Source organism: Labrys sp. F242 (assembly GCF_057813875.1).
Genome location: NZ_JBVASG010000005.1, coordinates 256368 through 272175, shown reverse-complemented (window position 1 = coordinate 272175; position 15808 = coordinate 256368). Strand labels below are relative to the sequence as shown.

Annotated in this window: 11 protein-coding genes; 6 read left to right on the top strand and 5 right to left on the bottom strand. The window is 65.3% G+C overall.

The genetic code is table 11. The features are described from left to right. Positions 1 to 43 precede the first annotated feature (43 nt). From ACZYTC_RS27660 to ACZYTC_RS27635, 6 genes are all read left to right on the top strand, one after another. A complete protein-coding gene (locus tag ACZYTC_RS27660) occupies positions 44 to 1192 on the top strand; it encodes a glycerol dehydrogenase (protein WP_488991046.1) in 1149 nt (382 codons plus the stop codon). A 53-nt stretch (positions 1193 to 1245) separates the two neighbouring features. Beyond that, positions 1246 to 2262, top strand: a complete 1017-nt coding sequence (locus tag ACZYTC_RS27655; protein ID WP_441771298.1) for a galactitol-1-phosphate 5-dehydrogenase — start codon at positions 1246 to 1248, stop codon at positions 2260 to 2262. 215 nt (positions 2263 to 2477) lie between these two features. After that, positions 2478 to 3995 carry an FGGY-family carbohydrate kinase gene (locus ACZYTC_RS27650; RefSeq protein ID WP_481273790.1) on the top strand — a complete coding sequence of 506 codons (1518 nt, stop codon included), beginning with the start codon at positions 2478 to 2480 and terminating at the stop codon, positions 3993 to 3995. Continuing rightward, positions 3995 to 4993 (top strand): sugar-binding transcriptional regulator, encoded by a 999-nt coding sequence (locus ACZYTC_RS27645; RefSeq protein ID WP_434955076.1) that lies wholly within the window; start codon positions 3995 to 3997, stop codon positions 4991 to 4993. Before ACZYTC_RS27650 ends, ACZYTC_RS27645 begins: the two co-directional genes overlap by 1 nt. Then, the gene (gene deoC / locus ACZYTC_RS27640; RefSeq protein ID WP_434955075.1) at positions 4986 to 6062 is read left to right on the top strand and encodes a deoxyribose-phosphate aldolase; all 1077 of its coding nucleotides are present in this window, start codon (positions 4986 to 4988) and stop codon (positions 6060 to 6062) included. The genes ACZYTC_RS27645 and deoC overlap by 8 nt, the downstream gene beginning before the upstream one ends. Before the next feature lie 232 nt (positions 6063 to 6294). Further along, complete coding sequence (locus tag ACZYTC_RS27635) at positions 6295 to 8691, top strand: aldehyde dehydrogenase family protein (protein WP_441771300.1); 2397 nt, start codon at positions 6295 to 6297, stop codon at positions 8689 to 8691. 126 nt (positions 8692 to 8817) lie between these two features. On the opposite strand, the gene ACZYTC_RS27630 is transcribed toward ACZYTC_RS27635, so the two are convergent. The 5 genes from ACZYTC_RS27630 to ACZYTC_RS27610 form a co-directional block, all read right to left on the bottom strand. Next, on the bottom strand, positions 8818 to 11922 hold the full coding sequence (locus tag ACZYTC_RS27630; RefSeq protein ID WP_488991045.1) for an ABC transporter transmembrane domain-containing protein: 3105 nt from the start codon (positions 11920 to 11922) through the stop codon (positions 8818 to 8820). A gap of 256 nt (positions 11923 to 12178) precedes the next feature. Beyond that, on the bottom strand, positions 12179 to 12964 hold the full coding sequence (locus tag ACZYTC_RS27625; RefSeq protein WP_488991044.1) for a winged helix-turn-helix domain-containing protein: 786 nt from the start codon (positions 12962 to 12964) through the stop codon (positions 12179 to 12181). A 228-nt stretch (positions 12965 to 13192) separates the two neighbouring features. After that, positions 13193 to 14275 (bottom strand): helix-turn-helix transcriptional regulator, encoded by a 1083-nt coding sequence (locus ACZYTC_RS27620; protein WP_434955071.1) that lies wholly within the window; start codon positions 14273 to 14275, stop codon positions 13193 to 13195. Positions 14276 to 14358: 83 nt separating this feature from the next. Beyond that, positions 14359 to 14823, bottom strand: a complete 465-nt coding sequence (locus ACZYTC_RS27615) for a GNAT family N-acetyltransferase (protein ID WP_434955070.1) — start codon at positions 14821 to 14823, stop codon at positions 14359 to 14361. A gap of 28 nt (positions 14824 to 14851) precedes the next feature. Further along, complete coding sequence (locus ACZYTC_RS27610; protein WP_434955069.1) at positions 14852 to 15769, bottom strand: LysR family transcriptional regulator; 918 nt, start codon at positions 15767 to 15769, stop codon at positions 14852 to 14854. Positions 15770 to 15808 lie beyond the last annotated feature (39 nt).

Sequence of the window (15808 nt, the reverse complement as noted above, 5' to 3'; positions counted from 1 at the left end):
TCATTCATCGCCACCAGGCGATGCGACACAGGGAATTCTTCCAATGGCTGAATCTCGCGGGTGGCACAGCGCACAGGGCCGGGCCTTCGGTGGTCCGCTCAAATACATCCAGCGGGCCGGCGAAATCGGCCGCCTCGCCGATCATTTGCGCCCTCTCGGCAAGCAGGCCTTCCTGCTCGTCGACGGCTTCGTCTTCGAAAAGCTCGGCGCCCCCATCCTCGCCTCGCTCGAAGGCAGCGGCCTCGGCCTCACCATGGAGAAGTTCAACGGCGAATGCTGCCGCGAGGAGATCGACCGGGTGACATCCCTGGTCTCCCAGGCCAACGCGGATATCGTCGTCGGCATCGGCGGCGGCAAAACGGCCGACACCGCCAAGCTGGCCGCGATCGCCAACGATGCCCGCATCGCCATCGTGCCCACCATCGCCTCCACGGACGCACCGACCAGCGCCATCGCGGTGACCTACACGCCGCAGGGCGTGTTCAAGGAATCCTTCATGCTGCCACGCAATCCGGACGTGGTGGTGGTTGACAGCGCCCTGATCGCCAAGGCCCCCGCCCGCTTCCTGGTGGCCGGCATCGGCGATGCCCTCTCCACCTGGTTCGAAGCCCGCTCCAACCTGGAATCGCGCTCCGACAACTTCATCGCCGGCGGCTATCCGGCCCCGCTGGCTGGCATTGCCATCGCCAAGGCCTGCCATGAAGTGCTGATGCGCGATGCGCTGGCAGCCAAGCTCGCGGTCGAGAAGGGCGCGCTGACGCCAGCCGTCGAGAACATCATCGAGGCCAATACGCTGCTCAGCGGCCTGGGTTTTGAGAATTGCGCTGTTTCCGCCGCCCACGGCATCCATGACGGCCTGACGGCTCTGGAGGAAAGCCATGGCTTTTTCCACGGCGAGAAGGTCGCCTTCGGCGTGCTCTGCCTCCTGATGCTGGAAGGGCGTCCGCTCGCCGAGATCGAAGAAACCGCCCGCTTCTGCAAAGCGGTGGGCCTGCCGACCACCCTTGCCGACCTCAGGCTCGGCAAGGCCACAGCCGCCGACATCGAGCGCGTCGCCAAGGCGGCCCTCAAGGAGGGGTCGATCACCTGGCGGGTCGCGGTGCCCTTGTCGGTGGAAATCGTCCGCGATGCCATCATCGCCCTGGACGCCTTCACTTCCTCACTCTTCGGCGCGGAGCGGCAGACCGTTTGACGGCCCCTGCTCCCCCTTCCCCAACACCTCCTCCATATTCAAGGACTTTGATCATGCGCGCAGCCGTCATGTATTCGCCGGGTGACATCCGCCTCGAGGACGTTCCCAAGCCGGTCGCGGCAACCGGAGAGGTGCTATTGCGTGTTGCGGCTGTCGGGGTATGCGGCTCAGACCTTCCTCGCATGCTGACCAAGGGCGCCCATCGCATGCCGATCATCTGCGGGCATGAATTCTCGGGCCATATTTCGGAGATCGGGTCGGGCGTGACCGGTTTCGAGAAGGGCGAACTCGTCGGCGTCGCCCCGCTCATCCCCTGCCGGGTCTGCGATCAATGCGCGACCGGCAATTTCTCGCGCTGCCGCAACTATGACTATTTCGGCAGCCGGCGCGACGGTGCCTATACCGAATTCGTCTCGGTGCCGGTGGGCAATCTGCTCAAGGCCCCGGCGGATGCCGATCCCCGCGCCATCGCCATGACCGACCCGGCCTCGATCGCCCTCCACGCCGTCTGGAAGGCCCCGCCCACCGTTGGTCAGCGCGGCGGCGTCATCGGCTGCGGCCCGATCGGGCTGTTCGCCATCCAGTGGATGAAACTGATGGGCTGCACGGAAGTCGTCGCCGTCGACGTCTCCGAGCAGAAGCTCGAACAGGCGCGCGAGGCCGGTGCGACCCACACCCAGTTGATCACCGATCCGTTGCCGGCTGGGCTGAACTGCGACCTCATCGTCGAGGCCGCCGGCCATCCCTCCTCGATCAACTTCGCCGCCAAGCTGGCCGGCCCCGGCGGTCATGTCGTGTTCATCGGAATCCCTGTCGGCGAGGTCGCGCTGGAGAACCAGACCTTCCAGCACTTCCTGCGCCAGGAAGTGTCGCTGCACGGAGCCTGGAACTCCTTCGGCGCCCCGTTCCCCGGAAAGCAGTGGACGGTGTCGCTCGAGGCTCTCGCCACCGGCAAGCTCAAATGGGAGTTCATGATCACCCATGAACTCACGCTCGAGGAACTGCCCGGCATGTTCGAGAGCTTCAAGCGCAAGAACGAGTTCTTCTCCAAGGTGATGTTCAGGCCGTAAACTGTAAAATCGACACAAAAGCACGTCGATCCTTACCCTCCCCTGGAGGGGGAGGGTCGGCCTGAAAGGCCGGGGTGGGGTGAAAGAGCACCGGCTTTGATAATCTGGCGGTAGTTTCGACTAGAGAGTCACCCCACCCCGACACTGCGTGTCGACCCTCCCCCTCCAGGGGAGGGTGAAGCGGACAAGATGTCCGCGCTCCCGGAGAACCACTCATGCCACGTCTTCTCGGCCTGGATTTCGGCACCGGCGGCATCAGGGTCGGCGTGTTCGACCTTGAAAGCCGTGCGATGCTTGGTGAGCGGGAGGTCCAGTACCCCACCCGCCACCCGCATCCGGGCTGGGCGGAGCAGTCGCCGATCGACTGGTGGGACGCGCTCGGACAGGCCAGCCGCGGCCTGATGCGCGACCTCGGCTCGCCTCATATCGATGGCGTCTGCGCCGCCACCACGGCCTCGACCGTGGTCGCCTGCAAACGGGATGGCACGCCCCTGCGCCCCTCCCTCCTGTGGATGGACTGCCGGGCTGCCGAAGAAGCGGCCCGGACCGCGCTCTCGCAGCACCCCGTGCTGGCCTATGCCGGCGGCGGCGATGCGGCCGAATGGCTGGTGCCCAAGGCGATGTGGCTCTCGCGCCACGAGCCGGACGTCTATGCCGGGGCCGACATCATCTGCGAGTGCCTCGACTACATCAATTTCAAGCTGACGGGCCTGTGGGTCGGCTCGCGCATGAACGCGACCTGCAAATGGAACTACGATTCCGTCACCCGCCGCTTCCCTGACGAGCTCTACGCCGAATTCGGCATTCCCGACCTCGCCACCAAACTGCCAGATGATATCAAGGCAGTGGGCGCACCGATCGCGCCGGTCAGCGCCGCGGCGGCCGAGCATCTCGGCCTCGTTAACAGGCCCATGCTGGCCCAGGGCGGCATCGATGCGCATACCGGCATCGCGGGCGCAGGCACGCTGCGGCCGGGCGAACATCTGCTGATCGGCGGCACCTCGATCGTCCATCTCTTCCAGCTCGCGGCGCAGGCACCGGTCACCGGCTTCTGGGGGCCATATCCCCATGCCCTGGTCGATGATTATTGGCTGGTGGAAGCAGGCCAGGTTTCGGCCGGCTCCGTGATGTCTTGGTATGCGCGCGATATGTTCGGGCTCGACCAGCAGGAGCGCGCCGCCCTGGTGCAGGAAGCGAGCGCTTTGCCGGTCGGCGGCACCGGTCTGCTCACACTCGATTATTTCATGGGCAACCGGACGCCCTATCGCGATCCCCTGCTGCGCGGCGCCGTACTCGGCCTGTCGCTCAGCCATTCCAGGGCGGACCTCTATCGCTCCGCCGTCGAAGCGGTGGCGCTGGGTTCGGCAAACGTGTTCCGCCGCATCCAGGAACTCGGCATTGCCTGCAACCGCATCGTCTCTTCGGGCGGCTATGCCAAGAACCCGCTGTGGCTGCGGGCCACGGTCGACGCCATGGGCATGCCCGTCGAACTCCTCAGCCAAACCAATCTCACCCTTGTCGGCACGGCCGCCTGCGCCGCTACCGGCGCCGGCCTGTTTGGCGACCTCTTTGCCGCGGCGGATGCGGTGGCCCAGCCGGTCACGCTGGTCGAGCCCGACCTCGCCGCCCATGCCCGCTATGGTGAATTGCTGCAGGATTATCTTGAAGCGACCGAGCTTCTTGCGCCACTCTCGCGCAAGCTGGCATCAAGACAGCTTGAGGGATCGCGTTGATGAGTGTCGGCAATCTCGACCATGACGTCCAGTTCAGGACCATGTCCGGCGAGCAGCGCGAACTCCTGATGATCCAGGTCGCCAAGCGCTATTACGAGCTCGACATGACCATGGGCGACCTTGCCAAGGAGCTCAACCTCACGCGCTGGCAGGCCAGCCGCCTGCTGACCGAGGCGCGCGAGGCCGGCATCGTGCGCATCGAGATCGTGCCGCGGGCGCCGCGCTCTCCTGACATCGAGTCCAGGCTGCAGCGCCGCTGGAACCTGAAGGAAGCCGTCGTCGTCCCCAACAATGGCGAGGAGGACGAGGGCCTCCTGCTCGATGCCGTGGCGCAGGCTGCCGCACGCATGCTCGCCGGCCTCGGCAAGGTGCCGCTGATCGGCGTCTCCTGGGGCCGCACCATGAGCGCGGTTGCGCACCGCCTGCCGCCCTTCTGGAACGAGGGCGTGGAAGTGGTGCTGCTCAATGGGGCCATGAACATCCGATCGCCCTCTATCCGCACCAACAACACCGCCGAACTCTTCGCCCGCTCGGCCAATGGTACGGCGACCTTGCTGCCGGTGCCGGCCATTCTGGGCCATGCCGCCACCCGCGTGGCGCTGGAACAGGATCCCACTATCGCCAGCGTGCTGGAGCTTGCCCGCAAAGCGCCGGTGATCTGCTTCGGCATGGGCACGATCAGCCCCGATTCCGTGCTGGTGCAATCGGGCTTCGTCACCGAAGCGGAAACGGCGGCCCTCAAGGCGAAAGGCGCCGTCGGCGATATTCTCAGCCGCTATGTCGATGCCCATGGCAATATCGTGGACGCGGACATCGATGCCCGAACCATCGGCCTGGATCTGCGTTTTTGTCGGGAGCGGAAATTCTCGATCGGCGTCGCCGCCGGCAAGTCGAAACAAGCCATAACCCTTGCCTGCCTCAGGGCCGGCTATCTCAACGTGCTCGTCACCGACGAGCAGACAGCACGCTTCCTCCTGGATGAAACCCACCATGGATAAGACCGATAAAGGCACGCCGGCTGCCTCCAAGAAGCCGGGCCAAGTCTCCTCTGCTCAAGCCGCTCCGGCCCTTAGCGTGGTGCCCACCGGCTCCGCCCTGATCGTATCAGGCCAGGGCGCCCATGCCCGCAATCCCGGCACGGCCCTCAAGCCCGAATGGTTCGAGGCGATCGAGGTCAATCTCAGCGCCACCGAACGCCGGGCCGCGACCCTCGGCGGGCGCCGCACGGTGAAGAAGGAATACCAGGCCGCCTGGCTGGTAAAGGCGGTGCAATGCATCGACCTCACCACCCTGGCGGGAGACGACACGCCCGGCCGCGTGCATCGCCTCGCCCTGAAGGCGCGCCGCCCAATCCGCGAGGACATCGTTACAGCCCTCGGCCTCGCCGATGCCCCGCCCACGGTGGGCGCCGTCTGCGTCTATCCCACCATGGTCGGCCCCGCCGTCAAGGCGCTCGCCGGTTCCGGCATTCCCGTCGCCTCGGTGGCGACGGGCTTTCCCGCCGGCCTCACCCCGCTGCCGCAGCGCCTTGCCGAAATCCGCTATGCCGTCGACCAGGGCGCCCAGGAGATCGACATCGTCATCAACCGCGCCCAGGTGCTGACGCAGGACTGGAACGCCCTCTATGATGAGATCCGCGCCATGCGCGAGGCCTGCGGCGAGGCCCATCTCAAGGCCATTCTCGCCACCGGTGACCTCAAGACGCTGCGCAATGTCTACAAGGCCAGCATGGTCGCGATGATGGCGGGCTCCGACTTCATCAAGACCTCCACCGGCAAGGAGGACGTCAATGCTACCCTCCCCGTCAGCCTCACCATGCTCCGTGCCCTGCGCGACTATGGCGAGTTCACCGGCGAGGCGGTGGGCTTCAAGCCGGCCGGCGGCCTCAGGACGGCGAAGGACGCCCTGGCCTGGCTCGCTTTGATGAAGGAAGAGCTCGGCCGCCCCTGGCTGGAACCCAATCTTTTCCGCATCGGAGCCTCATCGATGCTCGCCGACATCGAGCGCCAGCTCGAGCATTTCGTGACCGGGCGCTATTCGGCGCTGACTCACCACGCTCTGGCATAGGAAACGCAACGCGAGAACCTTCTCCACGAAGTGGGGAAGGTAGCCCGACGAAGTCGGGTCGGATGGGGTGCAGCCCGCTAGTGGCACCCTCTTCGGACTGAAAGCGCTAGCGGCCCACACCCCATCCGTCATTGCTTGGCAATGACATCTTCCCCACTTCGTGGAGAAGGCCAGGCGCACCTCCCTCCGCTAGGGAAAAGGCACGCCGAAACCTATGCCCAGGAGGCCCCCGATGCCCACCGTCAAGGAAATTCTGCAAACCATGGACTATGGTCCTGCCCCAGAAGCCGACAATCACGTCACGGCCTGGCTCGCGAGCCATGAAAAGGGCTTCAAGCACTTCATCGGCGGAGCCTTTGTCGCCTCCAAGGGCAAGGAAACCTTCGAGGTTGTGAACCCCGCTCGCGATACCCTGCTCGCCAAGGTCGCCGCCGGCACATCCGAGGATGTCGATGCCGCCGTCAAGGCCGCGCGCAAGGCTTTCCCCGCCTGGTCGGCGCTGCCTGGCCATGAACGCGCCCGCTATCTCTACGCCATCGCCCGCCACATCCAGAAGCGCGAGCGTTTCCTCTCGGTGCTGGAGACGCTGGACAATGGCAAGCCGATCCGCGAGAGCCGCGACATCGACATTCCCCTGGTCGCCCGACATTTCTATCACCATGCCGGTTGGGCCGAACTGGTCGAGACCGAATTCGCCGGCTACGGCCCCGTCGGGGTTTGCGGGCAGATCATTCCCTGGAACTTCCCGCTGCTGATGTTGGCCTGGAAGATCGCGCCGGCGCTCGCGGCCGGCAACACGGTGGTGCTCAAGCCCGCCGAGTTCACCCCGCTGACGGCACTCGCCTTCGCCGAGATCTGCCGCGAAGCCGGGCTGCCGGATGGCGTGGTCAACATCGTCACCGGCGATGGCGCCACGGGTGCGGCCCTCGTCGCTCATCCCGATGTCGACAAGATCGCCTTCACCGGCTCCACCGAGGTCGGCCGGCTCATCCGCCAGGCCACGGCGGGCTCGGGCAAGAAGCTTTCGCTCGAACTCGGCGGCAAGTCGCCCTTCATCGTCTATGAGGATGCCGATCTCGACGGCGCCGTGGAAGGCGTGGTCGATGCCATCTGGTTCAACCAGGGCCAGGTCTGCTGCGCCGGTTCGCGCCTGCTGATCCAGGAAGGCATCGCCGAACGCTTTCTCGGCAAGCTGCGCCGTCGCATGGAGACGCTGCGCGTCGGCGATCCCCTCGACAAGTCGGTCGACATGGGAGCCATCGTCGCGCCGGTGCAGCTCCAGCGCATCCAGGACCTCGTCAAGAAGGGCGAGCAGGAGGGCGGCACGCTCTGGCAGGCCGATTGCGCCCTGCCGGCCAAGGGCAGCTTCTTCCCGCCCTCGATATTCGTCGATGTGGAACCATCCTCCACGGTCTCGGAGGTCGAGATTTTCGGGCCGGTTGCCGTGGCGATGACCTTCCGCACGCCCGACGAAGCCATCCAGCTTGCCAACCACACGCGCTATGGCCTCGCCGCCTCGATCTGGTCGGAGAACATCAATCGCGCCCTCGATACCGCCGCCCGCATGAAGGCCGGCGTGGTCTGGGTCAACTCGACCAATCTGTTCGACGCCGCTGCCGGCTTCGGCGGCTATCGCGAGAGCGGCTTCGGCCGCGAGGGCGGCCGTGAAGGCCTCTATGAATATCTCAAGCCCGACTGGGAGAAATCCCTGCCCGCGGCCGAGGACAACAAGGCTGGCGCCCTTGGCGTCACGCCAGCCGAGGCGCCTGCAGGTACCGCCCTGCCCAGCATCGACCGCACCGCCAAGCTGTTCGTGGGCGGCAAGCAGGCCCGCCCTGATTCCGGCTACAGCTATACGGTCAAGAGCACGGCCGGCGCCACGCTCGGCCAGGCCGGCCTCGGCAATCGCAAGGACATCCGCAATGCGGTAGAGGCGGCGACCAAGGCAAGCGGCTGGGGCGCCGCCACGGCGCATAACCGCGCGCAGGTGCTCTACTACATCGCCGAGAACCTGTCGGCCCGTGCCGCCGAGTTCGAGCAGCGCCTGGTAAGCTACGGCCACAGCTCCAAGGCGGCCAAGGCGGAAGTCGAGAAGGCGATCCGGCGCATCTTCTACTACGCCGCCCAGGCCGACAAATATGACGGCCGCGTGCATTCCACCCGTTCGCGCAACGTGACGCTGGCGATGAACGAGCCCTTCGGCGTGGTCGGCATTCTCTGCCCGGATGAGGCGCCGCTGCTCGGATTCGTCTCGCTGGTGCTGCCGGCGATCGCCATGGGCAACCGCGTCGTCGCGGTGCCGTCGCCGGCCTTCCCGCTGGCAGCGACCGACTTCTACCAGATCCTGGAGACCTCGGACGTACCAGCTGGCGTTGTTAACATCGTCACCGGCGCGCGCGACGAACTCGCCAAGACCCTGGCCGAGCACGACGACGTCGACGCCCTCTGGTATCATGGCTCCAAGAGCGGCGCCGCGGCCGCCGAGAAGGCATCGGCCGGCAACCTCAAGGCGACCTGGACCAATCAGGGCCGGCCCCTCGACTGGCTCAAGGACGCGCAGGCCCAGGGCGCCGACTATCTGCGCCATGCCACCCAGGTGAAGAACATCTGGGTGCCCTACGGCGAGTGAGGCCCGCACTTCCTTTGGAGCGCGGACTTCCAGTCCGCCCTTGCCATCCTGCAAGCGCGGCATTTGCAAAAGCGGACATCGCGACATGTCTTCATGTCGCTGAGAAGTCCGCGCTCCAAGAAAGCCTCACGGCTGATCGGCGGCAACCTCGCCGGGCTGTTTGGGTCGATACTGGCCCTTGGTGATCACCTCCTCGCCGACCTCGACCAGATGGTGCCCGACGGTGCGCAACAGATGCAGGGCGACGGTGATGTCGCTCTCGACGATATCCAGGAATTCGCGCGTGCCGATGCGCAGGCCCGTCAGATCGGCTATCGCGATCATCGACACCATGCGCGTCTGGCCGAGGATGACGGCGAGGTCGCCAATCAGGCGTCCCGGCAGGATGGTGTCGATCAACTCCTCCTCACCCACCACATTGATCCAGCGCAGCTCGGCACTGCCGGAGGCGACGACATAGGCACCATCGGGCACCTCCCCGGTTCGAAAGACATAGTCGCCGGCTTTGGTCGACATCCAGCGTGAGGCATAGGCGAGCAGCTCGATCTGGCTACGCTTCAGGCCGCGGAAGCTCTCCACGGCCGAGAGCACCTCGACCTTGGCCTGCAGATCGCCCGACATCGAAGCGTGATAGGCTGGGACCGGTGGGCGGCTCGCCCCATTGATCGGGCGGCCATCGCGGATGGTAACCACCAGATCGAAATCCTCGCTCTGAGCGATCTGTGGCTCCAGCACGATGATGGTGCTCTCGGGCAGCAAGCCCCGCAGCCTGAGCCAGATGGCGCGGCGGTCCGCCTCGGAGGCACTCGCCATGGCATGATCGAGCAAGACGAGATCGGGCCGGCGGATCAGGGCCCGGCCAAGGCCGATGCGCTCGCGCACCGCCGGCGAGAGATTGGTGCCGGCGATCGCGGTGCGCACGTCTCCCACCAGCAGGCGCAAGGCACCGGCCAGCCCTTGTGCCTCCACCACCTCCATCAGCACATGATGAATCTGCCGGCGGGTCGCCTCCGACGGCGCCACGGACAGGCCGAACACCAGGTTTTCCAGCACGGTCAGGTCATAATTATAGGTTCCGGCCTCAATCGGCGAGAAGGTCCCGCCCGCCAGCTCCCTCAGGCGCGCGCCGTGGCGGGCGCGCGCCGCCAGGATGGCCGCAGCAAGCTCGGCAGGAAAATCGGTACCCAGATCACTCGGCGCGATGTTGAAGAGCAACGACAGCAGCGTGCCACGCTCGGCGACGTTCATGCCGGCGACATCATGGGCCTGCTCCTTGGACGCGACCGACCTCAAGCGTTCGAACAGCTCGGGGCCGATGGTGGTGAAGCGACGCAGCAGCGGATGCCGCGGCCCGACTTCGCCGAAGGCCCTGACCAACGTCGAAGCGAGATCGATCGAGAAGGCCAGGAGCTGTTCGGCGATGTCGAGTCCCGCGATGTCAGCCAGGAGAGCTTCACCCGGATGGCTTGATTCAGTCTCGCTGTGATGGTGTACGGCGTAGAGCAGATTCTCACCGATGGTCAGGCCGGGATTGATGGAACCGGGGTCGAAACGGTCGATCTGCTCGGCCAGCCCTTCGGCCTGGAGGCGCAGCGTCACCTCTTCCCGCAGGGCGCGGACGCGGCCAGCGAGATCGTCATGCTGGCCCGCGACAAGATAGCCGTCGAGGGCGCGATCGAGCAGCATTTCCGAACGGCCGATCACCTCGATGACATCGAGCCACCAGGCGTCGACCTCGCTGTCGTTCTTGAAACCGACGAGCCCGCCATCCCTCCAGGAAACATCGAGGCGATCGGTACTGTTGGCGGTCTCCGTCGCTTCGACCAGGGCCTTGGCCGCTTCGCCCGACGGTTCGCCGGAAGACTCCGGCTCTAGATAAAGCGGCAGCCGGGTATTCTGAGCGATGGTGCCACGAAACAGATAGGGCGTGCTGTTGGCGACGCCGATACGCGCGGCCAGCATAGTCGGGCTGGCGCCGGCGAGATCGAGGCCGGATATGGTCACCTGCCCAGCGCTGGGCATCGAAGCACCAGAGAGCAGATCGCACAGGGCCCGTCGTACCAGCATGTCCGCGCTCTGAATGGCAACGAGCGACCCGCCGGGTATGACAAGATCGACCTGGTCGAGCAGAGGCACGCCGCCAAGGCCCGGCATGGTGACGTCGCGCAAATGGATCGCCCCGTTCAGGCGGGGGGCGTCGGCATCCGCCACCACGGGAGCCAGCGCCTCCGGCACTTCGAACTGCTCCAGCAGGCTGTCATAGCGCGAGGATGCCTCCTGGGCCTGGTTCCAGTAGGTCAGCAATTCGCGCCAGGGATCGGCAATGTCGCGGGACGCGGAGAGCGCCGCGATCAGGGCGCCGACGCTGAGTTGGCCATGGATGACCAGATAGCCGCCGATCAGGAAGAACAGGAAGGGGGTGAGCTGGGTGATCGAATTGTTGACGAACTTGATCAGGAATTTACGCTCGAAAATGAGCAACCGGATCGTATAGAGCTCACCCAGCTGCTTGCTGAATTCGGCAAGCCGGTAGCGCAAACCGCCATTCTGGCGTAGATCGGCGACGCCGGCGACGCTTTCCCCAATGCGCTCCGACAGGGCGCGCACCCTGCCGACGCGCTGATGATGAAGCCTGTTCACATAGCGCTGCATACGTGGGATCAGGTAGGCCTGGACCGGGATGAGGCCGATACCGGCAACGCCGAGCCAGACATTCTGGAGAAAAAGGAAGGCGACGATGGTCAGGATCTGGCCGAACTGGAACACCGGCTGGGCGAAGGCATCGCCCATCACTCCGCTCAACGGCTCCGCCTCGGCGGTGACCATCGAAACGACCTCTCCCTGCGAGACAGTATCGAAGCGCTGCAGGGGAAAGCGCAGCACCTGGGCGATCAGCTTGTAGCGCAGCCGCCGGATCATGCGTTCGCCGATGACGCCCCTGTAGATGCTGAGCTGCATCTTGATGACGCCATTGGCCAAGGTGCAGATCAGGAAGGCAACGCACAGCACCACGAGGAGCGTGGTCTGATCGAGATGAAGACCCAGGCGGTTGAGCGGCGTGGCATGCCCCTGAAGCGCCCCGTTCAGGATGTATTTGGGCAGCTCCAGCGATAGATAGAGGACCGGAAAGGAGGCCACGGTCGCGGCAAGCAACAAAAGCTGATGCCGCCTGCTATGGCGCCAGACGAAGGAAAACAGTCCGGATTTGTCCGGATCGCCATTGTTGGACAAAAGCCGCCTCCCGCCCGTTGCGAGATCCCCACATCTTCATGTGTGACTACAACCCACAATAGCAAGCCACCGGCAGGCGAAAAGCGCTTCGATGTACGTATTGTCGAGCGATGAAGGCCTGTTTCCATAGCGTTTTGCGATTTGACGGTTTCACCTGGAATCGCAAAGGCGCCCAAGCCGATCCGTCGGATTGGCTTGGAAACAAGGAGGCGAAGCAAACCAGCGTTCAGTCATGACCGCGCTTTGCTCAAGGCCATTACCACATATGCAGGGAGGTCGTGCCCTGCGCCGTACCGCACCAGGAGGCCGTCTCGATATTGAAGATGAGCGCGCTGACGACCTGCCTGGCGACGTTCTGGTGGAAGGCCATGACGCTCTCGGCCTTGATGAAGAAGGATTGCGTCAGCAGGCGATGGCCCGATCGGGCATCGGACAGGGTCACGATGACATTGAGGTGGGGCACGCCGGCCACGACCTGGCCTTCGACCAGATAGTCGATACCGGCGACGGATCTGGACGATGTCTTGCGCCGCGCCGGCGGCTGCACCAGGATCACGCGCGAATTGGCGATCGCCCCCCTGATTTCCTGCACGATGGTGTCGAAGGCAAGCTTCATCGCGCCATCCACTCCACGCAGGCTGAATGGCATCACCGCCACTTTGGCCTCCGCCGCACCACCATCTAAGTCAACGTCGTCGGGCGCCTGCTCCAGTGCCTCCGGCGAATCGGTGAGGCCGCCGGACGGCATGTACATGTAGCCCCGGCCCGGTACGGTATGGATGATGCGATGCCGCTCGTCTCCGACACTCTGCCGCGCATCGCGAATGCAGCGCAGCAGGGCTGCTTCCGTGACCACCGCGCGCGGCCAGACCGCCGCGAACAATTCGTCCTTGCGGACGACCCTCCCGGCATTGCGGGCAAGGTAGCTCAGCAATTTGAAGGTTCTGGAACGCACCGGCACGCGAGCACCGGCCTTGCGCAATGTACCTCGGCTGAGATCCAGAACGGATTCGCCGAGCCTGTATGTCAGCTCCTGATCCATGTCTCTACTCTCTCGGCAGTGGGTCCGGGCGGGGTTTGCCCCTGCTCCATCTGATCTGGTGCCGCCGAGAAAGCGCAGGAGGATTTGCAGGAAGCCTCCGACTGTCTCAGCCGCAGGTCCAGTTTCGCTATTATTGCGAATGAAACATCACCAAAACAGATGAGAGAAAGCCGGTTTTGCCACGACCACGACGCCCTTCGAGCGATTGAAGGGAAGATCCAGCCGGCTTCACGCCATGCGCGGCAGCGGCGCCAGCCCGGCGAGCAGGGCGACCACTTCGGCCTGGCGCCTGCAACCGGTCTTCTCCAGCACACCGCGCACCTGGGTGCGCACCGTATTCGACGTTACCCCGCTATGCTGGGCAATGTCCTCCACGCTGTCGCCCGTGGCGAGGCTGCGGGCGACACGGGCCTCCGCCGGCGTGAGATCGAAAAGGGACTGCACCAGCTCCACCGGCGGTGCCTGCGGCGCCGTCACCGGCGTCAGGATCAGGGTCGCCGCGCTGCTCACGAAAATATCGCGCGCGCTCAGGCGGATCGGCACGATATGGGCAACCATGGCCTCCGGTTCACCCCGTACCGGGAAGGATCGTACGCTCGCGCCATGCGGCTGATCGATGGTGATGATGGCATCGCGCAGGAGCTTGTCAGCCGCCTTGTCGACGAAGGAGACGCCATCGAAGGCGCGCCAATGCACGAAATCGCCGAGATCCTCGATCAGGTCGTTGGCGGCCAGCACCTTGCCCAGCCGGTCGAGCACCAGCGCCGGCAGACCGAGCGCGGCCAGGGTCTGGCTGGCGACGCGGGCGCGCTCGAGCTGCAGGCGGGCGGTCATCAGCGCACTGCGGGCAAGGTGGGGGCGCAGCGTGTCGAAACGATCGACAAGGGCGCGCTCGGCCGGCCCCTGGGCGAGCCAGCGCGTGAACAAGAGCAGCAGCATTTCCCGGGTCGGCAATTCCACCGTGGTCACGATCATCGAGCCGATGCCGGAGGGGCGCCAGAAATCCCGATAGAGCGGCTCCTGCTCGAGCTCGATCTCCGTCATGATGTCCCGCTCGGTGATGAAGCCCGCTCGCGAGGACGCCAGCACCCGGTTCAGCCCATGGCCGCGCTGCGCGAAACCGCCGGCCAGCGCCGCCTTGGCCCGCTCCCGGGCGCCGGACGACGCCGTGAGCATGGTGGCGTCCTTGCCGAAGACATAGAGGCTGCCGCCAGCGCCCGACGTCATGTCCGAAAGCGCGTCCAGCGTGCCCGGCCATTGCTCCGGCACGAAGGCACATTCGTAGATCCGATCGACCAGTTGCTGATCCATGACGGCTTCCTCGCGAAAGCAACGCTGCATTATTCCAGATCACGTCGCTTTTTCACAAAGGAAATAAGGCCCTCGGTGTCTCATCAGTCGAGTTTCAACTCGAAAAACACCTGATCGCGTAAGAATATACCATCAATCAGTATCCCCTCGGGATAGCCCGTCTCCGGCCGGAAGGCATCCGGCACGATTCGGGTCATGCGAAAGCCCCGGCGCTGATAGAAGCGCAGATTGGCAATATCGGCCGTTGCCGTCGAGACGACCAGCGAGTGCGCGCAGCGCTCCCGGCAGAAGGCGATGGCCGCCTCGACCAGTTCTCGCCCGATACCCACGCCCCGATGCTCGGCCAGCACCGCCAGGCTCTTGAGCTCGAGCACGCCGGACTCGTCGGTGGCGAGGATCTGGGCATGGCCGATGATGGCCTCCCCCTGGCGGGCTACCAGCACATCGCCCAGTCCGATATAGGTGGCGACCTGAACGGGTGAATCATCGGCCAGAGCGAACAGCGCCAGCAAGGCCTCGCGCGGCTCCTCATATCGTTCTATCGGCATCGACACATCCGCAGGCAGGGATCGGGCATCACACGGGTCCGCGCAGCCAGTCCGGGACCTCGCCGAAACCCTCGACCAGGTGATCGACAATGGCCCGCAGCTTGCGCGGCATCGGCTTGACCGGCGGCCAGACCGCGGCGATCGGCAGGGGCAGCGGCGGATGGTCGGGCAGCAGGGCAACCAGCCGGCCATCGGCCAGCGCCTCATGGGCGATGAACATCGGCAGCAGGGCCAGTCCCAGGCCGGCAATCGCCATGTCCCGCATCACCTCGCCATTATTGGCGGCGATGCGCCCGCGCATCGGGACGCTGACGACACCGCCAGAGCCATCGGCCAACTGCCAGACCTGGGTGGCCTGCAGGTTGCGATAGCCGATCGCGGGATGATCGGGCAGGCCGGCAAGATCCTTCGGTGTCCCTCGCCGTTCCAGATAGTCGGGGCTGGCACACACCACCCGCGGATCGTCGCACAATTTGCGGGCGATCAGGCCGGAATCCGACATCTGGCCGATGCGCACGGCGAGGTCGAAGCCGCCGCGCACCAGATCGACGAAGCGATCCTCGTAATCGACCACCAGTTCCAGATCGGGGTGGCGCAGGGCGAAGGCTGCCAGCAACGGGCTGAGATGGCGAATGCCGAAACTCATCGGCGCCGAGATGGCGAGCGAACCGCGCAGGCCCGACATGCCCCAGGCCACGCTCTCGACCGCATTGGTCATCTCGGCCAGAGCCGGCCGCAGCCTCACGGCCAGTTCGGCCGCCGTCTCATTGGGCAGGATGCGCCCGGCATGGCGCTGGAACAGCGGCGCACCCAAGGCCAGCTCCAGATCGGTGATGCGCTTGCTGACCACCGATTTCGACAGGTTCGCCCGTGCCGCCGCGCCGGAGACCGTGCCGGCCTCCATCACATCCAGGAAGGTCTTGATCTCGTCGATGGTCCATTTCATGGCGAGCGTCCAAATCGGTGGGCCGGTCCCACCTCTGCC